Origin of the sequence: Enterococcus sp. AZ084 (assembly GCF_051714905.1) — a bacterium.
In the GTDB taxonomy this organism is placed as follows: Bacteria; Bacillota; Bacilli; order Lactobacillales; family Enterococcaceae; genus Enterococcus_B; species Enterococcus_B pernyi.
The window spans coordinates 1,851,365-1,877,706 of record NZ_JBIOSS010000001.1 but is presented as its reverse complement, the minus strand read 5'-3'; the positions used below and the strand labels follow the sequence as shown (position 1 = coordinate 1,877,706).

23 protein-coding genes and 1 pseudogene are annotated in these 26,342 nt (G+C 35.3%); 21 read left to right on the top strand and 3 right to left on the bottom strand.

Annotated elements, in window-relative coordinates:
• Positions 1-40: 40 nt before the first annotated feature.
• The 16 genes from tsaB (at position 41) to IGI79_RS08445 (ending at position 13,987) form a co-directional block, all read left to right on the top strand.
• Positions 41-763 (top strand): tRNA (adenosine(37)-N6)-threonylcarbamoyltransferase complex dimerization subunit type 1 TsaB, encoded by a 723-nt coding sequence (gene tsaB, locus IGI79_RS08520; RefSeq protein ID WP_317742801.1) that lies wholly within the window; start codon positions 41-43, stop codon positions 761-763.
• Positions 747-1,289: a ribosomal protein S18-alanine N-acetyltransferase gene (rimI, locus tag IGI79_RS08515; RefSeq protein ID WP_104776243.1), complete on the top strand. Its 543-nt coding sequence runs from the start codon at positions 747-749 to the stop codon at positions 1,287-1,289. The genes tsaB and rimI (IGI79_RS08515) overlap by 17 nt, the downstream gene beginning before the upstream one ends.
• A gap of 6 nt (positions 1,290-1,295) precedes the next feature.
• The gene (gene rimI / locus IGI79_RS08510) at positions 1,296-1,766 is read left to right on the top strand and encodes a ribosomal protein S18-alanine N-acetyltransferase (RefSeq protein ID WP_065096444.1); all 471 of its coding nucleotides are present in this window, start codon (positions 1,296-1,298) and stop codon (positions 1,764-1,766) included.
• Complete coding sequence (tsaD, locus tag IGI79_RS08505) at positions 1,763-2,806, top strand: tRNA (adenosine(37)-N6)-threonylcarbamoyltransferase complex transferase subunit TsaD (protein ID WP_071867865.1); 1,044 nt, start codon at positions 1,763-1,765, stop codon at positions 2,804-2,806. Before rimI (IGI79_RS08510) ends, tsaD begins: the two co-directional genes overlap by 4 nt.
• 291 nt (positions 2,807-3,097) lie before the next feature.
• Positions 3,098-3,679, top strand: a complete 582-nt coding sequence (locus IGI79_RS08500) for a hypothetical protein (RefSeq protein WP_104776244.1) — start codon at positions 3,098-3,100, stop codon at positions 3,677-3,679.
• 31 nt (positions 3,680-3,710) lie between these two features.
• On the top strand, positions 3,711-4,358 hold the full coding sequence (locus IGI79_RS08495) for a class D sortase (protein ID WP_023519871.1): 648 nt from the start codon (positions 3,711-3,713) through the stop codon (positions 4,356-4,358).
• A gap of 9 nt (positions 4,359-4,367) precedes the next feature.
• Complete coding sequence (locus IGI79_RS08490) at positions 4,368-5,222, top strand: hypothetical protein (RefSeq protein ID WP_010735160.1); 855 nt, start codon at positions 4,368-4,370, stop codon at positions 5,220-5,222.
• 20 nt (positions 5,223-5,242) lie between these two features.
• Complete coding sequence (locus IGI79_RS08485; RefSeq protein WP_438845851.1) at positions 5,243-6,019, top strand: YveK family protein; 777 nt, start codon at positions 5,243-5,245, stop codon at positions 6,017-6,019.
• A 12-nt stretch (positions 6,020-6,031) separates the two neighbouring features.
• Positions 6,032-6,709 carry a CpsD/CapB family tyrosine-protein kinase gene (locus IGI79_RS08480; RefSeq protein WP_019724207.1) on the top strand — a complete coding sequence of 226 codons (678 nt, stop codon included), beginning with the start codon at positions 6,032-6,034 and terminating at the stop codon, positions 6,707-6,709.
• Positions 6,710-6,726: 17 nt separating this feature from the next.
• A complete protein-coding gene (locus IGI79_RS08475) occupies positions 6,727-7,491 on the top strand; it encodes a tyrosine-protein phosphatase (protein WP_195273157.1) in 765 nt (254 codons plus the stop codon).
• 60 nt (positions 7,492-7,551) lie between these two features.
• Positions 7,552-8,241, top strand: a complete 690-nt coding sequence (locus IGI79_RS08470; protein WP_438846067.1) for a sugar transferase — start codon at positions 7,552-7,554, stop codon at positions 8,239-8,241.
• Positions 8,242-8,271: 30 nt separating this feature from the next.
• The gene (gene cps2T, locus IGI79_RS08465) at positions 8,272-9,459 is read left to right on the top strand and encodes a beta 1-4 rhamnosyltransferase Cps2T (RefSeq protein ID WP_411161347.1); all 1,188 of its coding nucleotides are present in this window, start codon (positions 8,272-8,274) and stop codon (positions 9,457-9,459) included.
• Between the two features lie 4 nt (positions 9,460-9,463).
• Positions 9,464-10,657, top strand: a complete 1,194-nt coding sequence (locus IGI79_RS08460) for a hypothetical protein (protein ID WP_438845850.1) — start codon at positions 9,464-9,466, stop codon at positions 10,655-10,657.
• A gap of 4 nt (positions 10,658-10,661) precedes the next feature.
• On the top strand, positions 10,662-11,846 hold the full coding sequence (locus IGI79_RS08455; protein ID WP_195273154.1) for a hypothetical protein: 1,185 nt from the start codon (positions 10,662-10,664) through the stop codon (positions 11,844-11,846).
• Positions 11,836-12,672: a glycosyltransferase family 2 protein gene (locus IGI79_RS08450; RefSeq protein WP_438845849.1), complete on the top strand. Its 837-nt coding sequence runs from the start codon at positions 11,836-11,838 to the stop codon at positions 12,670-12,672. The genes IGI79_RS08455 and IGI79_RS08450 overlap by 11 nt, the downstream gene beginning before the upstream one ends.
• A gap of 1 nt (position 12,673) precedes the next feature.
• Positions 12,674-13,987 carry a nucleotide sugar dehydrogenase gene (locus IGI79_RS08445; protein ID WP_438845848.1) on the top strand — a complete coding sequence of 438 codons (1,314 nt, stop codon included), beginning with the start codon at positions 12,674-12,676 and terminating at the stop codon, positions 13,985-13,987.
• Positions 13,988-14,547: 560 nt separating this feature from the next.
• On the opposite strand, the pseudogene IGI79_RS08440 reads toward IGI79_RS08445, so the two are convergent.
• Together IGI79_RS08440 and IGI79_RS08435 are read right to left on the bottom strand one after the other, a co-directional pair.
• A pseudogene (locus IGI79_RS08440) lies at positions 14,548-15,844 on the bottom strand (ISL3 family transposase).
• A 131-nt stretch (positions 15,845-15,975) separates the two neighbouring features.
• The gene (locus IGI79_RS08435) at positions 15,976-16,677 is read right to left on the bottom strand and encodes a Crp/Fnr family transcriptional regulator (RefSeq protein ID WP_023519859.1); all 702 of its coding nucleotides are present in this window, start codon (positions 16,675-16,677) and stop codon (positions 15,976-15,978) included.
• A 459-nt stretch (positions 16,678-17,136) separates the two neighbouring features.
• On the opposite strand from IGI79_RS08435, the gene arcA reads away from it, so the two are divergent.
• From arcA to IGI79_RS08410, 5 genes are all read left to right on the top strand, one after another.
• Positions 17,137-18,366, top strand: coding sequence for an arginine deiminase (gene arcA, locus IGI79_RS08430; protein ID WP_062805084.1), 1,230 nt, complete (start codon positions 17,137-17,139; stop codon positions 18,364-18,366).
• A gap of 105 nt (positions 18,367-18,471) precedes the next feature.
• On the top strand, positions 18,472-19,491 hold the full coding sequence (gene argF / locus IGI79_RS08425; RefSeq protein WP_010735175.1) for an ornithine carbamoyltransferase: 1,020 nt from the start codon (positions 18,472-18,474) through the stop codon (positions 19,489-19,491).
• 113 nt (positions 19,492-19,604) lie between these two features.
• Complete coding sequence (arcC, locus tag IGI79_RS08420; protein ID WP_010735176.1) at positions 19,605-20,558, top strand: carbamate kinase; 954 nt, start codon at positions 19,605-19,607, stop codon at positions 20,556-20,558.
• A gap of 537 nt (positions 20,559-21,095) precedes the next feature.
• Positions 21,096-22,787: an arginine--tRNA ligase gene (gene argS / locus IGI79_RS08415; protein ID WP_074801792.1), complete on the top strand. Its 1,692-nt coding sequence runs from the start codon at positions 21,096-21,098 to the stop codon at positions 22,785-22,787.
• A gap of 355 nt (positions 22,788-23,142) precedes the next feature.
• Positions 23,143-25,179, top strand: a complete 2,037-nt coding sequence (locus IGI79_RS08410) for an EndoU domain-containing protein (protein WP_438845847.1) — start codon at positions 23,143-23,145, stop codon at positions 25,177-25,179.
• Between the two features lie 145 nt (positions 25,180-25,324).
• Here the strand turns inward: IGI79_RS08410 and IGI79_RS08405 are convergent, their stop codons facing one another.
• On the bottom strand, positions 25,325-26,323 hold the full coding sequence (locus IGI79_RS08405; RefSeq protein ID WP_438845846.1) for a hypothetical protein: 999 nt from the start codon (positions 26,321-26,323) through the stop codon (positions 25,325-25,327).
• Positions 26,324-26,342 lie beyond the last annotated feature (19 nt).

Genomic DNA, 26,342 nt, shown 5'->3' with positions numbered 1-26,342 from the left:
AATGATAAACGACATTAGAGTAGCAGAAGGGAACGGTCAAATGATTACATTAGGGATCGATACAGCAAATCAAACCTTAGCTGTTGGCGTATTGGAAGACGAAACAGTGTTAGGTCAAATCCAAATCAATAGAAAGAAAAATCATAGTCTGACGTTGATGCCAGCGTTGGATCAATTGATCTCAGATTGCCAACTCACTCCAGAACAAATCGATCGAATTGCTGTGTCAAGTGGTCCAGGCTCTTATACAGGATTGAGAATCGGTGTCACAACTGCCAAGACATTAGCATATACTTTAAAGAAAGAATTGGTTGGTGTTTCCAGTCTTGCTGTACTTGCAGCAAATTGCGTAGGAATCGAAGGAATCATTGTACCGATGTTTGATGCGAGAAGAAAAAATGTTTATGCTGGTGCCTATCGCTGGCATCATGGAACATTAGAAAACGTTCTAGAAGACACCCATATTTCTTTCGTAGAATTAACCGAAAAATTAAAACAAATGGATGGATCGATCACTTTTGTCGGTAGCGATTGTCACAAATTCAACTCAGAAATCGCTGAATCAATACCTGATGCTAAACGTAACTCCTTGCCACTTTGGGATATTCCTAGTGGAGTTGTCGTCGCGCAATTAGGGGCTTCAAGTAATCCGGTCAACGATATCCAAGCCTTTTTACCACGTTACCTAAAACGAGTGGAAGCAGAAGAAAAATGGTTGGAGACACATACGCCAGGAGAAGAAAGCTATGTTGAAAAAATTTAAAGCCTATCTACGGACCATGCTTCAAGAAAAAGCAGATTATCCAGAGAAAACGATCACTGTAGGCGAAAAGCAATTTCAAATACGGGAACTGACAGTTGAGGATGTCAAGGCGTTATTAAGTATCGAACGGGAAGTTTATTTAGGGGAATTACCTTGGACAAAAAGTGCATTCATCTCAGAGCTGACTTCCCCATTCATGACTTTATATTTAGGGATATTCGATCGAGAAGAATTATTCGGCTTTGTTGGATCTAGAGTATTAGGACTCGATTGCCATCTCACGAACATTGCGGTCAGTCCGAGTTACCAACGGCAGCGTGTCGGCACCTATTTAATCAACGAGATCGAGACATTTGCACGGATGAATCAATGCGAGACCCTGTCATTAGAAGTACGGATCAGTAATCAGAATGCCCAACGCTTATACAGAAAACTAGGCTTCCAATCGAGAAAAGTAAAAAAAGGGTATTATACAGAAACGAATGAAGATGCCTTAGATATGGTAAAACTATTAAAAGAAGAGTGAAATAAAGTGATTGAAGAAAAAACAGCTTTCAATGATACAAAATTAGCTCAAGCGCTTTGGCAAGTCAGTGACGATGCTTTTTTAAATGGATCACCTTGGACAAAAGAGCAATTTTTATCTGATATCCAACAACCGCAAACCAATTATTTAGTCCTTCATCAGGCAGATGAAATCATTGGCTTTATTGGATATGCCAAAGTACTTGATGAAGTAGAAGTGACGAATCTTGCAGTTCTGACTGCTGAACAACACAAAGGTGTAGCAAGACAATTATTACAAGAGATGCTGCAACGAGAAAAAGCTAACCAAGCGCATAGTGTTTTTTTAGAAGTACGACAGTCAAATATTGCTGCCCAACACCTTTACGAATCAGAAAAATTCCGCCAAGTAGGTAAACGAAAAGCCTACTATCATGATCCGGTCGAAGATGCGGTCATCATGTGTACAAAGCTAAAAACAGAGGTGATGAAACCATGAATGATAAACAAACAGAATTGATTTTAGCAATCGAGTCAAGCTGTGATGAAACAAGCGTAGCGGTCGTGAAAGATGGACAAGAAATCTTATCGAATATCGTTGCCTCTCAAATCAACAGCCATAAACGCTTTGGCGGGATCGTACCTGAAGTGGCCAGTCGCCATCATGTAGAGCAAATTACTTTATGTCTCGAAGAAGCGTTGGTAGAAGCAGGCGTGACTGCCGAACAACTTACTGCGGTTGCTGTCACAGAAGGACCAGGTCTTGTAGGGGCATTACTCATCGGTATTTCAGCAGCAAAGGCTTTTGCTTGGGCAAATCATCTGCCATTGATCCCAGTGAATCATATGGCAGGACATATTTACTCCGCCCGCTTCGAAAAAGCATATGAATTTCCATTGATGGCGTTGTTGGTCAGTGGAGGGCACACGGAGTTAGTTTATATGGAAGAAGATGGCGCTTATGAGATCATCGGTGAAACAAGAGACGATGCCGCTGGAGAAGCCTACGACAAAGTAGGACGTGTTTTAGGATTGAGCTATCCAAGTGGAAAAGAAATCGATGAATTAGCCCATCAAGGTAAAGATGCCTACCACTTTCCTCGGGCAATGCTTCGTGAAGATAATTATGATTTTAGTTTCAGTGGCTTAAAAAGTGCATTTATCAATTTAGTTCACAACGCGGAGCAACGAGGGGAAGAATTGGATCGAGCAGACCTTGCTGCAAGTTTTCAAGCCAGTGTTGTCGAAGTCTTGGTAACAAAAACGATACGTGCTTGCAAAAGTTATCCGGTGAAACAATTGATCCTTGCAGGTGGCGTTGCTGCCAATCAAGGACTAAGAGAAAGCTTGAAAGCAAGTTTAGCCTCAGAATTACCAGAATTGGAACTGATCGTACCACCATTACGCCTTTGTGGGGACAATGCGGCAATGATCGGTGCCGCTGCATCCGTCGAATGGCGAAAAGGGCATCTTGCTGATTATCGACTGAATGCAGAACCAGGTTTAGTGTTAGGTGAACCAATAGAAAATGTCAGGTAATTTACCTGACATTCATCTTAGAAATTTGAATACAATAAAGATTATATGGATATAATCTAGGTTATTATAAGTGTAGTTATGGAATTAGAGGCTTCTCCTTTTCTATAGACTTAGCACTGACAAGGCTGATAGGTTAAAAAACTTAAGTTAACTCAGGTTATATAAATTGTGTCAGTTAATTCTATGTGATAGTATAAGAATTGTAGAAAATAAAAAGGATAATGTTATTTTCTATAATGTTTTACCGAAGGCTGAAAGCCTTCACAATTCAATGCAAAGGAGGTCGAATGGATGAAAAAGTTTGTCGGATATTTAGTTGTATTTTTCACTGCATTATTGTTCACTGTCCCTGTAGATGCCGCTGGCGCGATTTCTGCGAATGAGCAACAGATCCTAGACTTGTTGAAAGCACCAGTAAGTATTCAAGGAAAAGAATTCACTGTCCCTGATACTTACATTACACAAGCCGAAAACCATTTGAAACAAAATGATTTAACGGATGCACAAGTAGAAACTGCCGTTACAGGTATTCAAAATGTGCGTAATCTGTTAGGTTCAGTAACAATAGATATGACAGGAGTCAACACGCTTGATGATTTGATCCGTGCTTTACCACGGGATGTCATCATGCAAATCCAACAAGAGGTAACGAGAGTTGCTGACGCGTTAGGGTTAGTTGTACTAAATTGGAATGGTGGTAATATCCAAATCGGTGTGAAAAACGCTGATGGAACAACATCACCAGCTTTTAGTACTAGTTCTCCAATTAAACAAACAGGTGGTAGCTATACCGCTAGTGCAATGGCAATTGCTTCATTACTATTAGTCGCAGCAGGTGCGGTTGTAGTAGGAAGAAAGACAAAGATTGCGTAAAAAGCGCAAGCTGCTTAAGAGACTAGGGGCAATGCTTTTTGTCCCTGTCTTTTTTTTGGCAGCTGGTTATTCTCTAATGTACGTCATAGGAAGACCTGTCATTCATTTTGCCACTTCTTCTTTAAATTTGTTTTTACTTTCAGATGTCCCAACATTTGAAACGCAAGAACAAAGCTTTGAAGCTGTAAAAGAAGAAGATGTCGCTAAAGATGAGAACAATGAACTGGCATCTAGCAGTATCGCTTACCCTAGAGGTGGCGAACGTTATGGTGACATCATGGTGGATTCTTTAGATCTGAATGTGCCTTTGTATTTTGGAGATACCGATGAGATATTAAGAAAAGGTGCCGGACAATATATGGGTTCTGTCTACATAGGTGAGACTGGAACGTCACTAGTTGGTGGGCACAATGTTGATGGGTTTGGTAAGCTAAGCGGTATTCAAACAAATGATATCGTGACAGCTAAGACGACCTATGCGAATTACCGCTATCAAGTAAAAGAAATGGTGATTCGTCATAAAGATGATCCGGAAATCAATGAATTGATCAGTCAAAAAGATAAACCAATACTGCTTCTTTATACATGCTATCCTGTTGATAGTTTAGGCATGACGGATGAACGACTTTTTGTTATCTGTGAGTTAGTTGAAGGTCCGTTGATCAATCCTAATAAATAGGAGGAAATCATGAGTACGCAAAAATTCATGCAAAAAGGGTCTCGTTGGCTACTTACTTTTATTTGTTCTTTGAGTTTGTTTGCCGGCATGACGTTAGTTGTATTGAGACTAACGTTGTTCAACCAACAGTTTATGGAAAAAGCCATGGAAGAAGCCAATTATTCAGAAACGATCACCTCTGAGATCAATCAAAGAATCAGCGATCTAGGTCGAGGAAGCAATATTCCTGCAGATGTATTGGCAGACACTGTTCCTCAAGCTTATGTACAATCGAATGTTGAACACTATATACGCACCATTTATACAGACATTCCTTTTTTGATTGAACGGACAGAGGATGTAGACAAAATCATCCAGAAAAAAGTCGAAGACTATGCGAAAGAAAACAATTATGAAATCAATGCAGAAACACAACAATCGATTGATAATCTAAAAAAATCTGCCATCGAAACCTATAGTGAATATATTGAGATCCCTTATCTTTTGACCTATGGGAAGCAAGTGATGGGGTATAAAAGAACGCTGACCTTATTGATCTTCTTTACAATGACAGTTTCTGCATTATTAGTGATTGCGATCATTGCAATCGACACACGTTTTTTCCATCGTGCGTTACGCTATTTAAGTTATGCAGTGGGTGGCGCTGGTCTAATGCTTTTAGCGTTACCTCTTTTTGTGTACCTTTCAAAAATGGTCGAGCGTATCGGCATCAATTCAAAGTCGCTCTATCATTTTTTAACTACGTATCTAAGCAACTTTATTGTAACATTTATCCAATGGGGAATCGTGCTCATTATTTGTAGTTTCATCATCTGGATGTTGAGCGAACTATTAAGAAGACGAAAAGTTAAGAAAAGATATTAACGATAGAAAGTGGAGAAAACATGGAAGAAACGATTAGTCTAGGAGAATTATTTGAGATTTTAAGAAAGCGTTGGTTGCTGATTCTTGCGACCACGCTTGCCGGATTTGCATTAGCTGCTGGAGTCACGTTCTTTTTGATCACACCTAAATACAGTTCATCAGCTGAGATGATCGTTCAGTCAAAAGCAGAAAATACGAATACGAATCTACAAGATGTCAATGCTAACGTATTGTTGATCAATACTTACAAAGATATGATTTTAGGCGATGTTGTCATCAATGATGTTCAAAGAGAACTTGAACAAAATTATGGACAAAGTCTTACAAAGGGTGAGTTGAAATCGGTGATCAGTGTCAACCAATCACAAAACTCACAAATGTTCCAAATCGTTGCAACTGTCGATAATCCAGATCATGCAACTGACATCGCAAATGTAACAGCACAAGTGTTCCAATCAAAAGCCACGGACGTATTGAATGTCAATAAAGTGACGATCACTTCTGCGGCGCAAAGTAATCCTACGCCTGTTTCACCAAACAATATGTTGAACGTAGTTATCGGCGGGTTGCTTGGCTTGATGATTGGAGTCGGATTAGCCTTTCTTCTAGAACTGCTAGATAAAACAGTCAAGGACGAACGTTTTGTAACAGAAGAATTAGGATTGCCGATTCTTGGAGACGTCAATGAAATGACGAAGAAAGAACTTGAAAACGGCCGTATGTTTCAACCATCAAAAGTCGAAACGATTGAAACAACTGAACAAAGAGAAAGCCGTCGTTCACGAAAACGTGTATAAGGAGAAGTATTTATGAAGAAAAACACTATTTTACCTGTTTCACTCCTCAGCATTACCGATAAAAATGCCATGGTTTCCGAACAATTTCGGACGATTCGTTCAAATATCCAATTTGCTTCTGTTGATCGTGAGTTGAAGACAATGGTCGTGACTTCATCTGGACCAGGTGAAGGAAAATCAACAACAGCTGCTAACTTAGCTGTCGTATTTGCAAATAGTGGCAAAAGAGTCTTACTAGTCGATGCTGATTTGAGAAAACCAAGTGTGGCATTGACCTTTCAATTACCAAACGTCAATGGGTTAAGTAATTTCTTAGGTGATCGCGAAGGAAGACCGGAATCATATTACCATACCAGTTCCGTCGAAAATCTGTGGGTCATGACAAGTGGACCGAAACCACCTAATCCATCAGAACTACTTGATTCGAAACGAATGGAAGAAGTGATCGAACAACTAAAAGCATTGTTTGATTTGATCATTTTTGATTTACCACCCATTGCAACAGTCACTGATGCTCAGATCTTAGCCGCAAAAACAGATGGGACACTGTTAGTCGTCCGAGAACGTAAAACAATGAAACAAGAATTAATCAAAGCCAAAGAACTGCTATCCATTGCACAAGCAACGATTTTAGGTGTTGTTTACAACGGTGCGAAGAAAAATGCAGATTTTAATTATTATTACTATTGATGAGGAAGTGAGAAAAAATGATTGATTTACATTGTCATATTTTACCAGGAATCGATGATGGAGCAGAAAATTTAGATGCAAGTATTGCTATGGCAGAAAAAGCAATTAGCCAAGGCATTACTCATATTTTATGCACTCCTCATCATAATAATGGGAAGTATCGCAATGAAAAAACGGAAGTCATTTCTCTTGTCGCTTCTTTGCAAGCAGAACTGGAGAAAAGACAATTACCATTAATATTACTGGAAGGTCAAGAAGTACGTATCAGTGGAGATTTACTTGAAGACATTCAACGAGATGAAATCTTATTTACAGATTTGGAGGATACGTATCTTTTGATTGAATTTCCAACACTTGCTGTGCCATTATATGCAGAGAAGCTTTTTTTTGAACTGCTAGAATTAGGAAAAATACCAGTGATCGTTCATCCCGAGCGCAATGCTCATTTTCGAAAAGATCCTAATCATCTTCTTCCTTTTCTTGACATGGGGTGTCTCGCACAACTGACGGCTCCCAGTTACGTTGGTGTATTTGGTAAAGATATCCAAAAAACAGCCAAAATAATGGTCAAACATAATCTAGTTCAGATGGTTGCATCTGATGCCCACGGCATTTCCAAACGGAATTTTTATTTAAAAGAATGCTATGAGCAAATCGTCAAAGATTTTGGAAACGAAAAAGTAGAGCAGATGAAGCAAGTTGCAAAGGATCTGATCAATGGAGATGAAATTAGTTATCCAGTGTATGAAGAGATAAAAAGGAAAAAATTTGGTTTATTTTAGGTCCTGATTTCAAAGCAAAAAGGAAGAGGGGAGAGTGAAATAGTGAAAGAAATTGAAAGTATGGAAAGTGAGGATTTACTGGCTCACATTAGTGAAGTGCATACTAATCAGATTTGGTTAGATAAAGAAAAAGTAGAAGGCCGATATATTTATTTGTTTTTTAAAAGAATAATTGATATTATGGGAAGTATTTTTGGTTTAACTTTAACATTACCATTAATGATTTATGTTGCATATCAAATTAGGAAAGAAGAGCCTAAAAGTCCAATTATTTTCAGTCAAACACGTGTTGGTAAAAATGGGAAAACATTTAAGATGTATAAGTTTCGTTCTATGTGTTTGGGTGCAGAGGAACAATTAGAAGAATTACTTGATCAAAATGAAATTGAAGGTGCAATGTTCAAAATAAAAGAAGATCCTCGTGTGACCAATATAGGAAAAGTTATTCGTGCTAGAAGTATCGATGAATTACCACAGCTTTGGAATGTTTTGAAAGGAGACATGAGCTTAATTGGTCCACGGCCACCATTAGAAAGAGAAGTAGCTGAATATACCAGTTATGATCTTCAACGTCTATATGTAAAACCAGGATGTTCAGGTTTGTGGCAAGTCAGTGGAAGAAATGATGTTAGTTTCCATTCGATGATTGATTTGGATTTACAATATATAACTAATCAAGGATTATATAACGATTTTAAAATAATTTTAAAAACAATTTTAATCGTTATTAAACCTAATGGGGCTTATTAGTGAGGAGTTTAAAAATTGAAAGATAATAATATTCAACATGTATATATTATTGGGTCTAAAGGAATACCTGCTAAATATGGTGGTTTCGAATCATTTGTAGAAAATCTCACCAAGAAAAATGAAAATAAAAATATAAAATATCACGTAGCTTGTATGTCTGAAAATTCTTTGAAGTCAGATATTTTTGAAAAAGAATTTTTCTATAACAATGCTGATTGTTTTAATGTAGATGTTCCAAATATTGGCCCAGCTAAAGCCATCTATTATGATATAAAAGCTTTAGAAATAGCAATAAAAAAATCTAAAAGTAATAATGATATTTCACCTATATTTTATGTTTTAGCATGTCGAATTGGACCATTTGTTTGGGAATTTAAAAAAAAGATAAAGAAGATGAATGGTAAACTTTACGTGAATCCTGATGGACATGAATGGCTAAGAGCCAAATGGAGTTATCCTGTGCGTAAGTACTGGAAATATTCGGAAAAATTAATGGTTAAAAATTCGGATTTATTGATATGTGATAGTAAAAATATTGAAAAATATATTCAAAGTCAATATAAAAAATATTCACCAAAAACAACTTATATTGCTTATGGAACAGATTTGGAGTATTCAAATTTGAGTAAAGATGATAGCATCGTAAAAGAATGGTTTGATAAAAAAAATATTAAAGAAGGAAATTATTATCTCATTGTAGGACGATTTGTTCCAGAGAATAATTACGAAATTATGATACAGGAATTTTTGAAATCATCCACTAAAAGAGATCTTGTATTAATAACTAATGTAGAAAAAAATAAGTTTTATGAAAAACTAAAACAAATACCACATTTTGATGAAGATTCTCGTATAAAATTTGTGGGTACAGTTTATAATCAAGATTTATTAAAATATATAAGAGAAAATGCTTTCGCATATATACATGGACATGAAGTAGGTGGCACAAATCCTTCTTTATTAGAAGCATTGTCTAGTACTAAGTTAAATTTATTGTTAGATGTTGGATTTAATAGAGAAGTAGCATTGAAAGGTGCAAAATATTGGAATAAAGAAACCGGAAATCTAAGTAATACTATAAATGAAGTTGAAACTTATAATGATAAGATTATTTCTTTTTTTGCCTGTGAATCGAATACAATAATATCTGATAATTTTACATGGGATAAAATAGTAAGTTTATATAGTCAGCTTTTTATTAGTAATAAGGAGGTATAATAATTTGAAAAAATTAATTTTTATTCCTTATCATGACGTTAATTACTTTAAAAATTTTCAGATTATGACAAGAGAATACGCTCTACTAAAATTAATGATGGATACTGAAATGTTTGACTTGTATGCTATTTCAAAACCTAGAACAATTTTAGATAAACAGAAATCTAGAGTAGATACAGGGATTTTTCCTCAAGGCAGTATCGAAAATAAGATAATGGAAATCATTAAAACTGCTCATATAATTGATCTTGATTATTTATTTAAGTGGGATATTGTCACAAAAAAAAGAGGGTGGTGGGTAAAAGGATATAATGATGCTTTTCAGAAAATATCAGATATTGTAAATAGCGACACATATATATATAGTAATAATCCTTTTGCTTATAAATTGATACAGGATTGCAAAAAAAAAGGAGCAAAAGTGATTTTTGATATGATGGATAATTTTGCAATTCACCCGTCCCTTAGTAAACTTGAAAAAGAATGTGCATACGAAGGCTACAACCAACTTATTAAAATAAGTGATTTTTATTGTTGTAATTCTGTCGAAACCCAAAAATTCTGTAAAAAAAATTTTTCTGTAACTCCAAAATTAATCAAAAATGGTGTATTTCCTGTTATATATAGTAATGAAAAAAATAAGAAGAGAGAAGAATTGAAAAAAATAATCAATAATTATGAAAAGACTGTTGGATATATAGGGAAGTTAGGAACCAGAATTGATGAAAAATTGGTTGAAAGCTTATCACGGAGTTTGCCTAGCACTGTATTCACGTATATTGGACCACACCTAAAAGGACAAAAAAATAAAAAACTAATTGATATTTTTAATAATAATAATAATATCATAGAGTTTGGACCAATAAGCTCATATGATATATATTCATATCTAGAATTGTTTGATATATTAATTATACCTCATGCTGTTGGTAAAAATGAAAATGGAGGAGACCCTCTAAAGCTATATCAATACTTAAATACTGGTAAAAAAATAATAACAACAAGAATATTGGGTGTCGAAGAATTCAAAGAAATTGTTACGGTTACAAATGACTATAAGAGATGGATTAACGAAATAATGAAATATGATAAGAATAAAGTGAAACAATATGATATACCAGATAGTATATCTTGGAGTTATAGAGCGAAAAGCTTAATTCGTTATATTTTAGATACTTCTAATAAATATGAGAGGTAATGAAATGTTAAAAAAATCAAAGAAAAATATTTTTTTTAAATTTATCTATCTCTCGATATTAATACTAAACGCACAAATGTTTATGCTACCTATTTTTTTTACATCTTTAACCAAAATCAACTCATATCATAATAAAATATTAATAACTCTATTTAGTCTCACCTTATTTATTTTTTGGTTGTTATTTAGAGAAAAAGGTTTAAAATTAGGTAAAGCAGACTTATTAGTGATTAGTTTGTTAATAATTATGGGTAGTTTGCTTTTTATACAAATGATTACATCCAAAGAAGAAAATAAACTATTATTAGGCAATTTTTATTATAATTTGATACTGTTATTGTATTTTCCTCTTAAAAGTTTTTTCAGAGACAAAATTAACTATATATGGTTTATAAAAGTCTATGTAAATATCGGTTTACTTTTTACTTTATGTACAATTATCTTCTATTATTTTTTTCAAGATTATGTTATTCAAAATAATTTAACTCTAGTACAATTAGTAAATAATAAAATTAGGTTCCCTCAAACATCTGATATAATAGGAAGTACTGTATTGTTTATTTTAATTGGTACGTGTTTAAATATATACAGTGAAAGAATCTCATTAATTTTAATAATTGTATGTATGTATGCTTTGTTAGAAGTGTCAAATGTCAGAATGATTTCATTACTTTCTTTAGTTTTGATTGTATATTATTTTTATATAACATTATTAAAAAAAGAAAGAATATATGTAAAAATATTATCCCATATGATTGTTGCTTTTTTTACAATAATTGTTTTGATTAGGTTAGATTTTTTAGAAAAATTTATTGGAGTAGGACAGCAACAGGCAAGTGTGCTATATAGATTTGAAGTTATCAATCATTATCGGAAACATTTTTTTGATAATATTATATATGGTTTCGGATTTAGTGATTATGTTAAGAATATTTATAATTTTACAGATATAGGAATATTGGGATTTATGTTTAGATACGGAATTTTAATAGTAATATGGTTAGTATTTTTGATGAATTATTTTATAAAAAATATAAGATTTAATTTTGAAAATAAACTAATTTTTATTTATTTTATAGGTATGTCAATATCGCTTAGCTTATTTGATCCGCAAAGAATCCTTTATTTCCCAATAATTTTTTCGATTTTTTCAAATTATGTTGAGAGAAGGGAAACAAATGAAATTTAGTTTTGTAATCCTAAATTATAATACGTTTAATGAGACAAAAAAATGTATTGAAAATATAAATAAGTTAAAAAATGATTTTGCTACTGTCATAATTATAATTATCGATAATTGTTCTACTGACGATAGTTTATCAAAGCTTTTAAATAAGTATTCTAATACTGATAATATAGAGATAATAAGTATGGAATATAATGTAGGTTTTGCAAAAGGAAACAATATTGGATATACGGTAGCCAAATATAAGTATAACTCTGATTACATTGTTATATTGAATAGCGATGTTTATATACAGAGTTTGGATTTTTTAACTCAAGTACATCAACTATACGTAAGTAATCATTATGATATTTTAGGCCCTAAAATATCTGATTTAATCGGAAATGATCAGAATCCAATAGAATATGTTCATGATTCTGTAAATAAAATTAATAAGACATTGATATTAAATTTATTCAGATATATATATTATTTTTTGAATTTTTATAAAAATAAAGTCTCTAAAATACGAAAAACTGACCTTTCAGATGAGGTAGATGTACCTTTACATGGGTCTTGCCTGATATACTCCAATAATTATACTAAACATAATGAGTTTGCGTTTTACCCAGAGACTTTTTTATATGGAGAAGAAGATTTTTTATTTTATTTATCGAAAAAAAAAGATAGAAAACTACTTTATTCACCTAGTATTCACGTAATTCATGCTGAAGATGCAGCAAGTAATAGTATTAATAGAAATATTAAAGAAAAAAAACTATTTGTTTTGAAAAACTCTACAAGTTCTTTGAAAAAATTAAAAAAATTAATAAAAAATATGGAGGAGTAAAATGTTTGGATTATATGAAAAACTGATTAATCATCAGGAAAATATATCATTAATTGGGCTAGGATATGTAGGAATGCCTATCGCAGTCGCATTTTCAAAAAAAGTAAAAGTAATAGGTTTTGATACTAACAAACAAAAAATTGATTTATACAAAAAAGGTGTTGATCCAACTTTAGAAATTGGAGATGAAGCTATAGCCTCCAGTAATGTTTACTTTACAAGTGAACCATCAAGATTAAAGCAGGCTAAATTTCATATAGTTGCAGTTCCTACACCTATAAATCAAGATAAAACACCTGATTTGTCACCAATAGAAGGAGCTAGTAAAATATTAGGTGAAAATCTCACAAAAGGATCAATTGTAGTTTATGAATCTACAGTTTATCCTGGAGCCACTGAAGAAGTATGTATACCAATTTTAGAAAAATACTCAGGACTAAAATGTGGGGTTGATTTCAAGGTGGGCTATTCTCCAGAAAGAATTAATCCGGGAGATAAAATTCATACTTTAGAAAAGATAGTTAAAATTGTTTCAGGAATTGATAATGAAACAAGAAATGAAATAGCTAAGGTCTACGAGATTGTAATTTCTTCTGGTGTACATTTAGCATCTTCAATAAAAGTAGCTGAAGCAGCAAAAGTAGTGGAAAATAGTCAACGTGATATCAATATTGCTTTTATGAATGAACTAGCAATGGTTTTTGATAAAATGAACATTAGCTCTATAGATGTTATAGAAGCTATGAATACAAAATGGAATGCTTTAAAGTTTTATCCTGGATTAGTGGGAGGCCATTGTATAGGTGTTGATCCATATTATTTTATTTCTGAAGCGGAAAAATTAGGTTATCATAGTCAAATTGTATCTGTAGGTAGAAAGATAAATGATTCAATGGGAGAATTTATTGCTAGTGCTACAATTAAAGAATTAGTAAAAACAGGAAAACAAGTTAAAGAAGCAAAAATAGGTATTTTAGGTTTTACATTTAAAGAAAATTGTCCGGATATTAGAAATACAAAAGTAATAGATATTTTTAAAGAATTAAAAGAATATGATGTGAATGTTTTAATTTCGGATCCGTATGCTGATAAAGAAGAAGTGAAAAAGGAATATGGTGTAGAATTAACAAATTATGAAGATTTAAGTGATTTAGATTGTTTAATTGTTGCTGTGGGTCATGAAGAGTACAGAAAAGACTTTAAAAAATATGAAAAGTTATTTACTAATAAGCAGCAGAATGTTCTAATTGACGTAAAAAGTTTATTTAATAAAGAAGAAGTTACTAATAAGAATTTTAGGTATTGGAGTTTATAAATATTTTTATCATTTATGTTACTTCTTTTTTATATTGATATATTTTCAATTATTGAGATAAAAATGTAAATTTATGTGAAGAGTATTTAATATACTCCTGATAGGATAAGCATCAAACATTAGCAATTCTAGTCACAAACTTTAAGGACAGTTATTACTTAAATTATTCTGATAGTCTTTTCTATTTATTTTGAATAAGCCAAAAGGTATTTATAAGAAAAGTATAGCATTAAATAAAAGATCAAATAAAGATGATCAAATTCAGATTCTTTGTCAAGTACACATGAATTCGCAAACTCATTCAACCTGAAGAATAAAAGCTAGGGTTACCGAAGAATTATGGATGAAAAGAAAAAGACGTTATTATTTTGGAAAAGAAAGCTTTGCTTTTTTTTAAACTGACTTGCTTTATCTCGTGAGAATCTTGAAATATCGCGAATGAGTATATGCATAAAAGTTTGATTTTACATGAAATAAAGTCTCTTTGTCAATAAGGACTGATGAGTTGCGAAAAATTAAATCTGGGTCAGAATGAACCTCATTCTGGCTCAGATTTTTTGTTATCTCACTTTGATTAATTGATTGGTCAAAAAGATTCTAATTTTCATGTTCTCAAATGATCTAAATCCGTAGGATACTCGTTTCATCGTTTTTATGTGGGTATTCTTTGCTTCTATTTTTCCATTGGAGTAAGGATAAATCATCGCATTGGCGATGCCTTCTTCGTAGGTCAGTAGGTTTTGAAGTTTCTCACGAAAGCCGTCATCTAACGTTTCGGGAAGTTCTGCCAATAAGGAGAAAAACAAGTCAGGGTCTTTGTCTCGAAAAGCTTCAACTAATTCATGGAAAAAGGGATACGCCTCCTTTAGGGGCTTAGAAAAGCTAAGCAATCGATCAATCATCATTGCTTCAGTAAGAAATGGGTATTTAGGTGCTCGGAAACTTTTCCATGTTTTATACTCATAGTGATTAATGTTTGCACGATTTTTTAGCAGAAAGCGCCAGTTCTTTTTCAGTTTTTCTGCATGGCTTTTCTGTCCTGCTTTACGCAGTTCATTCATTTCACGGATACGCAACTCATTGAAAGCTTGATTCATGTGTTTGACAATATGAAACCGATCAATCACTACTTTCGCATTTGGCAGAACGCGTTTGGTGAGCTGGAAGTAGGCGGCGTTCATGTCTGTGACTAAGAATTTTACTTCTTCTGGATTGGTGCAGCCAAAGAAATAGTTTGTTAATCGAGGTAATTTACGAGTAGGTAAGATATCAATTAAATTACCTGTTTCTCCATCTGCGCAAATAAAGCTCATTTTATATTCTATGGAAGTGTGCGAACGAAATTCATCAACCATCAATACTTTGGGGAGAATCCTCTTAGTGGGCTTTGGTAAATAGCGTTTAAACTCTTTCAATGTACGAATAACGGTAGTCAAAGATACCTGACAGCTTTTCGCAATAAAAGATAAAGAGACTTTTTCAGTCAGTAAAGAAGCAATTTTATATCTGACATGATCCGCAATTGAATGTCTTGGGCGTACAAAATAGCTTTGAGCAGTCCAATGGGTTCGACAGTTTTTACAGGTATAGCGTTGCTTTTTTTAAACGCATAAGCATAGGCATATGATTGTATTGTTCAAAGCGGACAATGATTTCCTTCTTCCCGTTTCTCACCACACTTGCTTTCCCATTTCCATCTACCACAGTAGAACCACAACTTCTACAGGCACGAGGATCAGCTGAGAGAATGGCATTAATGATCAATGTCTTTTCCTTATGAAAGATCACGTAAGAGATCTCAGTAATCATCAAATCTTTATCTATTAGTCTCAGCATTTTTTTGAGAGAATCATTCATATAGCATATCGTCCTCTCAGTTGTTTATTTTGTGGACTAGAGAACGATATGTTTTTTTATAACTTAAATGAAAATGGGACTGAAGAATCAATTTTGATTCATCAGTCCCATAAATTATAGAGCTCATTTTTTCACTCCCGCCACCCCGGCGTCACTGCCTCCTTACAAAACGTGAACCGCTTCTTGTCATAATTCACCAAGCCTGAATCTTTCAGCTGTTTGATCACCTGTCCGGCGGTTTCACGAGTGGTACCGCTATTGACTGCTAGTTCTTTCAACGTGATCGGATAGGGTATCGATATATGACCGTCTTCTGTAGGGATTCCTAATTCTTCTTTTAAAACAAATAAGTTTTGTTTCACTCGGTCAAATGCACTGGAGGTCAAGCCGATTTGAATGCGTAGTTCGTGCATCTGAACGACTTTTCCTAACTTTTGGATCATGTAAATCAATTGATTGGGGTTGTTTTTGACGATTTTTTCATAACAAGCTACAGGAAAATAAAAAGTCTCGATATCTGTCATGGCTTGTGCTGTATACGTATAAGGTTCTTCTTCAAAAATACCAGACATTGGAAAGAGATTATTTGCTGTGACATAATCATAGTAGTAATAAGTCGCACTTTCGTCATAACGCTCTAAACGGATCAATCCTTCTGTTAAGACATAGAAACGTTGCCGCTCATCTCCTTCATCAAAAAGCACTTGTCCTTTCTTATATGAACGTAGGACAGTCTGCTCTTTGATTTCTTCAAATTCCTCATCAGTAAAGTGTTCAAAATCAGGTTGATATCTGAGTTTAGAAAAATGATAATCGATTTTATTTACACGCATGAACATCCCTGCTTCCTATTATTCTTTAATTCTATTGTGACTTCTTTTATTTCTTTTGTAAAGCCATAATACATTCCGAGAAAAGCTATATTTTGTAAAAAATCAATTGCGTTTGTTATTATGTAGGATTTATACAAAACAGATGAATATAATTTGATGAGTGATCATAAAAGTGTATAAAAAACAAATAATATACATAAAGTAAACGCTAACAACATTAATTTAAATGGGATTTAAAAATATACAGAAAAATTTTTTTGATGAATAAAAATTTTTTTGATAGAGTTTTCAGTATAAAAAAAAGAGAAATTATTAATAAAAGATGCAAAAATGTGTAATTATTTAATTAAGCTTTAATAATGAGAGATTCTTCTCATTTAAAATGCGAGAAAAGCATGAAAGTGATTACAAAAGCAGTTTATTCTAAGTATGTAATCAAAACGAAGGAGGCAACACAACATGGATAAACCGATTCACGTTTTCTCTGAGATAGGAAAGTTAAAGACAGTATTATTAAAACGACCTGGTCAAGAAGTGGAAAATCTAACACCTGATATTATGGATCGTTTGTTGTTCGACGACATTCCGTATCTACCGATTGCACAAGCTGAGCATGATGAATTTGCACAAGTGCTCCAAAGTGAAGGCGCTGAAACATTATATTTAGAGAAATTAGCGGCTGAAGCAATCGATGCAGGTAATGTCAAAGAGGAATTTTTAAATAAAATGTTAGATGAATCTTTTATTGCATCTAATGCTGTTAGAGATGGTCTTCATGAGTTCCTTCTATCAATGGAAACTCAAGATATGGTAGATAAGATCATGGCGGGTGTCCGTACAAAAGATATCGATGTGAAATCACGTAGTTTATACGATTTATCATCTGATGACGACTATCCATTCTACATGGACCCAATGCCAAACCTATACTTTACAAGAGACCCTTCCGCATCAATGGGAAATGGGATGACAATCAATAAAATGGCATTTGAAGCGCGTCGTCGTGAGTCAATGTTCACAGAATACATTTTGAACCACCATCCACGTTTTGCAAATAAAGGTGTTGACGTATGGTTGGATCGCGAAAATCCAGATCATATCGAAGGTGGGGATGAATTGATCCTTAGTGACACAGTTGTCGCTGTTGGTATCTCACAAAGAACAAATGCAAAAGCGATCGAGCGTTTAGCACGTCACTTATTTGCGAAAAACGCAGGATTTGAAAAAGTCTTGGCAATCAAGATTCCGAATAATCGTGCGATGATGCATTTAGATACAGTATTTACAATGGTTGACCATGACAAATTCACGATCCACCCAGCGATCCAAAGTAAAGAAGGAAAAATGGACGTCTTTACAATCGAACAAGCTGGCGATGATATCAAAATTTCTCATTCAGATGATTTACAAGAGTCATTGAAATCAGTTCTAGGTTTAGATGATCTTGTATTGATCCCAACAGGTAATGGCGATGCGATCGTTGCACCTCGTGAACAATGGAATGATGGCTCAAACACATTAGCGATCGCTCCAGGGGTGGTAGTTACTTATAATCGTAACTATGTATCAAACGAATTATTGAGAAGCTACGGCATCAAAGTATTGGAAATCACTTCAAGTGAATTGTCACGCGGTCGTGGCGGCCCTCGTTGCATGAGCCAACCGTTAGTTCGTGAAGATTTAAAATAGTTTATTCCTGATGGCAGTCACTGTCAGCTGCCATCAGATTTCCTCTTAATACCAAGTACTTTATGTACTATCAAATAGAATACAATTTTAAAGGAGAATGTTCATATGAAAGAATCAGTATTTCAAGGAAGAAGTTTATTAGCAGAAAAAGATTTTACAAAGGAAGAGTTACAATATTTGATCGACTTTTCTCAACACTTGAAAGATTTGAAAAAACGTGGCATCCCACATCATTACTTAGAAGGAAAAAATATTGCATTACTATTTGAAAAAACATCAACACGTACTCGTGCAGCATTTACAACTGCAGCAATCGATCTTGGTGCGCATCCTGAATATCTAGGTGCGAATGACATCCAATTAGGTAAAAAAGAATCTACAGAAGATACTGCCAAAGTATTAGGTAGTATGTTTGACGGAATCGAGTTCCGTGGTTTCAGCCAAAAAATGGTGGAAGAATTAGCTGAATTCTCAGGCGTACCTGTATGGAATGGTTTAACTGATGAATGGCACCCAACTCAAATGATCGCTGACTTCTTAACGATCCAAGAAAACTTCGGTAAAGTGGAAGGCATCACAGTTGCTTATTGTGGCGATGGACGTAACAACATGGCGAATTCATTGTTAGTAACAGGTGCGATCTTAGGAACAAACATGCGTATCGTTGCACCAAAAGAATTACAACCTGAAGAAGAAATCGTGAAAATGGCTGAAGAGTTTGCAGCGAAATCAGGTGCACAATTAATGATCACTGACGATGTTGCTAAAGGGGTTGACGGAGCAGACGTTCTTTACTCAGACGTTTGGGTATCAATGGGTGAAGAAGATAAATTTGAAGAACGTATCAAATTATTGAAACCTTACCAAATCAATATGGATATGATCGAAAAAACAAACAATACAGATCGTTTGATCTTCTTACACTGCTTACCAGCCTTCCATGATACGAAGACAGTTTACGGTGAACAAATGAAAGAACGCTTCGGCATCACTGAAATGGAAGTAACAGACGAAGTATTCCGCAGTAAATATGCACGTCAATTTGAGCAAGCAGAAAACCGTATGCACTCAATCAAAGCAATCATGGCAGCAACACTAGGAAACTTATTCATTCCTCGTGTGTAACAACTAACAAGTAAATAATCAAAACGAGTCAGCGTGAGGATCGTTCAGAAAGAACGCTGGCTTGTTTTGTCATCGGTAAAATTCAGAATGTTCTGAAAGAAAGGGAGATAGACATGGCAAACAGAAAAGTGGTTGTTGCATTAGGCGGAAACGCGATTTTATCAACAGATGCAAGTGCAAAAGCACAACAAGACGCATTGATGGAAACAGCAAAATACTTAGTGAAATTTATTGAACAAGGAGATGAATTGATCATCTCACATGGTAATGGTCCTCAAGTTGGAAATTTGTTGATCCAACAACAAGCGGCTGATTCAGAAAAAACACCGGCAATGCCATTAGATACATGCGTGGCGATGACGGAAGGTTCAATTGGCTATTGGTTGCAAAATGCGATGGGCGAAGTGTTGAAGGAAAAAGGAATCGATAAAGATGTCGTTTCTTTAGTGACACAAGTCATCGTTGATGAAAATGATCCATCGTTCAAAAATCCAAGCAAACCAGTTGGACCTTTCTATACAGAAGAAGAAGCGAACGATCAGATGAAAGCAGACTCTTCCGTAACATTCAAAGAAGATGCAGGACGTGGTTGGCGTAAGGTCGTTGCTTCTCCAAAACCAATCTCAATCAAAGAAGCTCGTGTCATCCAAACATTAGTGGAACAAGGCGTGATCACCATTTCTGTAGGTGGTGGCGGTATTCCAGTAGTGGAAACTGCAACAGGTCTTGAAGGAAAAGAAGCCGTGATCGACAAAGATTTTGCTTCTGAAAAATTAGCAGAGATCATCGGAGCAGATCTACTGATCGTGTTGACGGGTGTCGATAATGTCTATGTGAATTATCAAAAACCTGATCAAAAGAAACTAGAAACAGTTGGTGTCTCAGAAATGAAACAATACATTGCTGAAAACCAATTTGCTCCAGGAAGCATGTTGCCAAAAGTGGAAGCAGCGATTGCCTTTGTTGAGGCTCGTCCTACTGGGAAAGCAATTATTACTTCCTTAGAAAATATTGAGAATCTATTAGCTTCAGAAGAAGGAACGATCATTGTTGCTGATGAAGCGTAAGAAACTTTTTATCGTTTTACCATGACCATGTGTATAAAATGTCCAGTTGGTTTTTAATCTCCTTTAGACCTCCTGGACATTTTAGGTTGTGAGAAAAGCACTTTGACCTGAGCAATAAGATAGAAAATCAGAAAATAGTATCTCATATTTTTTGATTTTTTAGCTTGTTGTTGAAGGTCAGCTTTTCGAACACCGTTTATTTATGAAGAAAACTCTAGCCAGTCGATTGGATATCTGCTATAATTCAAATCAAGTTAAATAAGAGCAACGTTTGCTGAACAAGAGAGTAATTGGTGTCATTTCGTTCAAAGCGAGTCTGGGTAGAGTGGAAGCCGGACGGACAAATCCCAATGAAGCGCACTTGGAGAACTCTGTCTTTGACAGACGGTCGTCTACCGATATCAGATCGAGCAGGTCCTTTTTTAGGACAATTGGAGTGGTACCGCGGGAATTCTCGTCTCTAGTAAATTCATAGGAAATATGGATTTGCTAGAGATTTTTTTGTTTTACAGCAAACAATATGTAGGAGGAAAATAAATGAATAACAAAGATGTTGTTGCAAAAGCACTATATGAAGTAGTACAAGATGATTTGACGTTGGAGCAAGTCGCACAATTACTTGAAAATCCAAAATCAGCGGACCATGGAGATGTCGCATTTCCCACGTTCTCTTTAGCAAAAATCTTCCGTAAAGCACCACAACAGATCGCAGCGGATCTTGCTGAGAAAATCGATGCAACAAATTTTGAAAAAATCGAAGTCGTTGGACCATACTTGAACTTCTTTATGAACAAAGAGATCATTAGTAAGCAAGTGTTAGCTACAGTAGTAAAAGAAAAAGAACACTATGGTGATAGCACGATCGGTAACCAAGGAAGCGTGCCTATCGATATGTCTTCACCAAACATTGCAAAACCAATTTCAATGGGTCACTTACGTTCGACAGTGATCGGAAACTCAATTGGCTTTATCATGGAAAAATTAGGCTACCAACCAGTACGTATCAACCATTTAGGAGACTGGGGCACACAATTTGGAAAACTGATCGTTGCCTACAAAAAATGGGGATCTGCTGAATCTGTAAAAGCTGAACCAATCAATGAATTATTGCGTCTATATGTCCAATTCCACGAAGAAGCTGAAACACAACCTGAATTGAATGATGAAGCTCGTTCTTGGTTCAAGCGTCTAGAAGAAGGCGACGAAGAAGCGATGGAGTTATGGCAATGGTTCCGTGACGAATCAATGAAAGAATTCAACAAGATCTATGACTTGTTAGAAGTTCGTTTTGATTCATTGAACGGGGAAGCTTTCTATAATGACAAGATGGATGAAATCGTCGAATTACTAGAAGAAAAACATCTCTTACAAGAAGACAAAGGTGCAGAAATCGTTGACTTATCTGCTTATGATCTAAATCCTGCCTTGATCAAAAAATCAGATGGTGCGACACTTTATATCACACGTGACTTGGCAGCTGCACTATACCGTAAACGTACGTATGATTTCAGTCAATCACTATACGTAGTTGGTAATGAACAAAGTTATCACTTTAAACAATTGAAAGCTGTCTTGAAAGAACTAGGCTTTGACTGGTCAGATGATATGCACCATATCCCGTTTGGTTTGATCACACAAGGTGGTAAAAAACTATCTACACGTAAAGGAAAGATCGTTTTACTAGAAGAAGTATTGAATGAAGCAATCGACTCAGCGAAACAACAAATCAGTGAAAAGAATCCTGATTTGGAAAACAAAGATGTCATCGCAAAACAAGTCGGTGTTGGTGCTGTTATTTTCCACGATTTAAAAAATGACCGTTTGAATACCTTTGACTTCAATTTAGAAGAAGTGGTTCGTTTTGAAGGGGAAACTGGTCCTTATGTCCAATATACTCATGCTCGTGCGATGAGTTTATTAGACAAAGCAGGTTTTGTTCCTTCTGAAGATCAAGCTTATGCGTTGAATGATGAAAATAGTTGGGAAGTCGTGAAGCTTGTACAGAAATACCCTGAAACAGTACTTCAAGCGGGTGAAAAATATGAGCCATCGATCATTGCAAAACATGCGATCAAACTGGCACAAGCATTCAATAAATACTATGCACATACAAAAATCTTAGCGGACGATGACCAAAAAGAAGCACGCTTAGCGTTAGTTTATGCGGTAACTGTTTTACTAAAAGAAGACTTACGTCTATTAGGATTACATGCACCAGATAAAATGTAAAAAGTTTCATTGCTCAATGATTTTCTGAAGAGAAATCTAAAAGTTATTTATCAGTCAATAATCCATTGCATATTTACAATTGAATTGATTTTTATCTAGAAGGTTCTCTTTTAGAAACGAGCCAAGTCGGGATTTGAAAAAATCCCGGCTTTTTTGACGTATTTTTGGTACGGCATACATTTTCATAGTTGTTTTATGTTGAATTGTACATACAAAAATTTTTATGAATAAATAATTGAATTTCCTTTTCTTATTTTAGAAAAAGTCGTTTCATGAGAATCTTCACTTTTTGTTAAGCGCTTTCTTTTCTTGCGATATACTCTCGGTGTAAATAAAAAAGAAAAGGAGTGGAAAAATGAAAGTGAAAAAGAAATGGTTCTCGTTGTTGATGGTTGTGATGTTGTTGTCGTCGGTTTTCCAACCGACGCTCTTAGCCTTTGCGAGTGATCGATCCTTCAAAGAAGCAACCTCGCGTCCAGCTGTTGAGATTGATTTAAGTGGCACTTCGCCAGCAAAAGATGAAAAAACATGGAACGAATGGGCAAAACTCCGAGGATTTACGGATACCCTGACTGCCGAACATAACGTATTTGATAATTTAGTTCTAGCGGATTATTTAGACATGATGGAAGGGCCAAGTACGTTACCCCTCAGTGCACGGTTTGCTCGTTCAAAAATTGCACCGATCATCCAAGCTACCGCCTTTGCTGAATTTACCCGACCCTACTTAAAAGAATCGTCCAAAGAGACGGCTGTCAGTCAGTTGTATCGTGTGACCTCCACCAATATCTTAAGACAATCGATCAGTTTACTTGGTGACGCCATTGATGCTCCAGAAGACCCCGTTGAGATTTATCCGACCACCAAAATCGAGTTGGCTAGCTGGATTTCAGTCCAAAACCAGTTTCTCGAATACATAGAAACGACCCCCGACTTATCTGGATATGAGATGCGAACTGGCACAGACGGTGTGAGCAGATTATTCGTGCCGAAAAGCACGAACAATCAAAGTCTGTTAGTTTATCCAGATGGTTCGCTGAATGAATACTTACCGGGAAATGAAAAATTACCTCCGCGGATCGGCGCCCTCAAGCAAATCAATTTTTCTCCATATAATGGTCCAGGAACGCCCTATGTCAATGTGACCATGAGCTATACCGCCTATGACCATCGTCAACAATTATATACACAATATGATGTTCGTGGCATCACGATTCCCATGGAGACGGACTTTGATACATTTTTAGCAGAAATCGCCACACCTGAACAAGCCTTGGAACTGGTCAAAGAATATTCTTCGGTCCAATTCGGGGCAGTAGACCCAACAGATGTCGATTCCGTCAATGAAGTCGGAAAAGAAATCACTCGTAAAATGATCGATGAGCGGGATGCGCTGATTGATCAATTACCTGATACGTTTCAGACCAATCTATTCCGGATTGCAGCGAAAGCCAATGACAAAGAAGTTGTCATTGATCGGGAAGGTGAGTTTGTGTATCGGGGAACGCAAGAAATTGTTCCCTTAGACCAAATCGACATCGGCTTTAACCAAGAAGTCATCTATACGATCCGCAAAGTGCAAAGCTTTTTCGGTATCTATTGCAACTACTATGCGTTAGCCGATGGCTTGTTTGATGAAGAACGCACGAATGCCTTACCAAGAAGTCTAGATGAAACCACCATTGCAGCGATTTCTGAAGTCGGTGGCAATGTATTGAAGAATTTACCAAATTACGAAAATACCGACTGGGTCATCAAACAGTCCCAAATCCAGCTCGAAAAAACAGACATCTTACTTATCATTATGTGCTTACCGTTGTCTGAAATGTTTTCTGTCTTACGAGCAGTTGAATCCGAAGAAGTCTTCGTAACAGCGATCGAAGTCGAAGAAGCTGAAGCCGCTCGCGTGCTAGAAGCCGAGAAAGCCCTGATCACCAAAGGTTGTCCAAATGAAGCCTTGGTGGAAAAATTACCAACCACTGAATTTTATAACCGCAAGTCGTTGCGTCATGTGGCAGGAGAGGTGAGACCGGGGAGAAGTGGCAATCCTGAAATCACAGGTGCCCATTCGAGACATCCTGATTTTTATAGCCCAGACAGTGGAGTAGTTTATGAACCAACTGGGGCGGTGGTGGAAGGACGACCTTTTGAGGCGGATGTTAAGTATGATGGGAAATATAAGAATACAAAATCTACTGTTTTTCCAGACAGCTGGGATGCAGAGAAAATTACGAGTGAAGTAGAACAAATTGTAAGGCAAAAAAATTTTGACTCTCCTGGAAACCATACTTTTAGTGGTGAGAGTACAGCTGGATTTGAGATAAAAGGAAATGTAAATGTTAAAATGAATGGTAAAATAACCGTGGTATCAGCATATCCCATTTTAAAATAAATATATACTCTGAAGTAAAAGATTTTCTAATGACATGGGTGAATAAGAAACGCAGATGTGGGACTTATTAATTAACTATAAAAAGACTAATGTCAAAACTATTTTTTAAGCTTTGATATTGGTCTTTTTATTTATAGGAATCTATTTAAAGTTTTTTTCCAAGCCTGCTTAAACCTCTTTCTTTATATTCATTAATTTTTTTTTGAAACATTTCAGGTGTATATACATTACGCCAATAATATAAATTGTTCTGTTGATATTGATAGATGATAGCTAAAATTGAATTATTCAATTGTTCGCTTAAACCAAGGTAGTCCGTATTAAACATCCATTCGCTATAAAAATCCCCATGTATTCCATAGCTTAATTGATAAGGGGAACAACCAAATAAAGAAATACCGCCGTAACTAATTGTATACTCTTCATTAGACAAATAACGTCTAGGATCATTAGGTTCATCTTCTTCAGGATCATAAGGGAATTCAGCGAAAAAGAACCCAACTTCTGGATCAAAATCAATGTATGATTCATCACGAATCACGGTTAATCGAGAATCTAATTTATTTAATCGAGTTTCTAGAAATTCCGTATTCTTTTCTACAGCAGCCAAAGGTCGATGCTTGGGGTCAGTGAAACTAATCGGCGAACTAACGAGTTCTCCTGGTCCAATGTATTGTGATGGACGATTATAAGGTTTTAACCTTTCCTGTTCCAATTGTTTTTCTGTAAATAAGTCATTCCAATAGAACAGGTTATGCACTTGATATTCATGAATGACTTTTAAGATAGCTTGGTCAATCACTTTTACTGCTTGTCTAGAAGAATCTGAAGCCCCGCTCGGTTTTCTATAATATTCGTAAATTTGTTCATCGTAAGGCGTAAACCAGTAAAGAGGATAGCCTCTATATCTAAGCAGATACTCCGAATACACAAAATATTCCATCGGATGATTCGGTACACGAGGGTCCCAGTAGATAGTAGAAAGTTGTGGAAAGACCTCTGGACCATAATCAATAAAGTTATCATTATGTATCAAAGACAAATCTGGATCGATTGCATGAAATTTTTGAGTCAGTTCTTCTGTCATTTTTCTGATCTCTGCTTGTGGTCGACGGTTGGAATCGACAAAGGGGAAGAAGGTCATAGTTACTATCCTTTCTGTT

Excerpts from the sequence above, each read along its gene's own strand:
- IGI79_RS08450 (WP_438845849.1), top strand. The coding sequence starts at position 11,836 with ATGAAATTTAGTTTTGTAATCCTAAATTATAATACGTTTAATGAGACA.
- IGI79_RS08480 (WP_019724207.1), top strand. The coding sequence starts at position 6,032 with ATGAAGAAAAACACTATTTTACCTGTTTCACTCCTCAGCATTACCGAT.
- IGI79_RS08405 (WP_438845846.1), bottom strand. The coding sequence starts at position 26,323 with ATGACCTTCTTCCCCTTTGTCGATTCCAACCGTCGACCACAAGCAGAG.
- rimI (WP_104776243.1), top strand. The coding sequence starts at position 747 with ATGTTGAAAAAATTTAAAGCCTATCTACGGACCATGCTTCAAGAAAAA.
- arcC (WP_010735176.1), top strand. The coding sequence starts at position 19,605 with ATGGCAAACAGAAAAGTGGTTGTTGCATTAGGCGGAAACGCGATTTTA.
- arcA (WP_062805084.1), top strand. The coding sequence starts at position 17,137 with ATGGATAAACCGATTCACGTTTTCTCTGAGATAGGAAAGTTAAAGACA.
- IGI79_RS08445 (WP_438845848.1), top strand. The coding sequence starts at position 12,674 with ATGTTTGGATTATATGAAAAACTGATTAATCATCAGGAAAATATATCA.
- argF (WP_010735175.1), top strand. The coding sequence starts at position 18,472 with ATGAAAGAATCAGTATTTCAAGGAAGAAGTTTATTAGCAGAAAAAGAT.
- argS (WP_074801792.1), top strand. The coding sequence starts at position 21,096 with ATGAATAACAAAGATGTTGTTGCAAAAGCACTATATGAAGTAGTACAA.
- tsaD (WP_071867865.1), top strand. The coding sequence starts at position 1,763 with ATGAATGATAAACAAACAGAATTGATTTTAGCAATCGAGTCAAGCTGT.
- tsaB (WP_317742801.1), top strand. The coding sequence starts at position 41 with ATGATTACATTAGGGATCGATACAGCAAATCAAACCTTAGCTGTTGGC.
- IGI79_RS08485 (WP_438845851.1), top strand. The coding sequence starts at position 5,243 with ATGGAAGAAACGATTAGTCTAGGAGAATTATTTGAGATTTTAAGAAAG.
- IGI79_RS08495 (WP_023519871.1), top strand. The coding sequence starts at position 3,711 with ATGCTTTTTGTCCCTGTCTTTTTTTTGGCAGCTGGTTATTCTCTAATG.
- IGI79_RS08490 (WP_010735160.1), top strand. The coding sequence starts at position 4,368 with ATGAGTACGCAAAAATTCATGCAAAAAGGGTCTCGTTGGCTACTTACT.
- IGI79_RS08475 (WP_195273157.1), top strand. The coding sequence starts at position 6,727 with ATGATTGATTTACATTGTCATATTTTACCAGGAATCGATGATGGAGCA.
- IGI79_RS08435 (WP_023519859.1), bottom strand. The coding sequence starts at position 16,677 with ATGCGTGTAAATAAAATCGATTATCATTTTTCTAAACTCAGATATCAA.
- IGI79_RS08500 (WP_104776244.1), top strand. The coding sequence starts at position 3,098 with ATGAAAAAGTTTGTCGGATATTTAGTTGTATTTTTCACTGCATTATTG.
- IGI79_RS08455 (WP_195273154.1), top strand. The coding sequence starts at position 10,662 with ATGTTAAAAAAATCAAAGAAAAATATTTTTTTTAAATTTATCTATCTC.
- IGI79_RS08470 (WP_438846067.1), top strand. The coding sequence starts at position 7,552 with ATGGAAAGTGAGGATTTACTGGCTCACATTAGTGAAGTGCATACTAAT.
- IGI79_RS08410 (WP_438845847.1), top strand. The coding sequence starts at position 23,143 with ATGAAAGTGAAAAAGAAATGGTTCTCGTTGTTGATGGTTGTGATGTTG.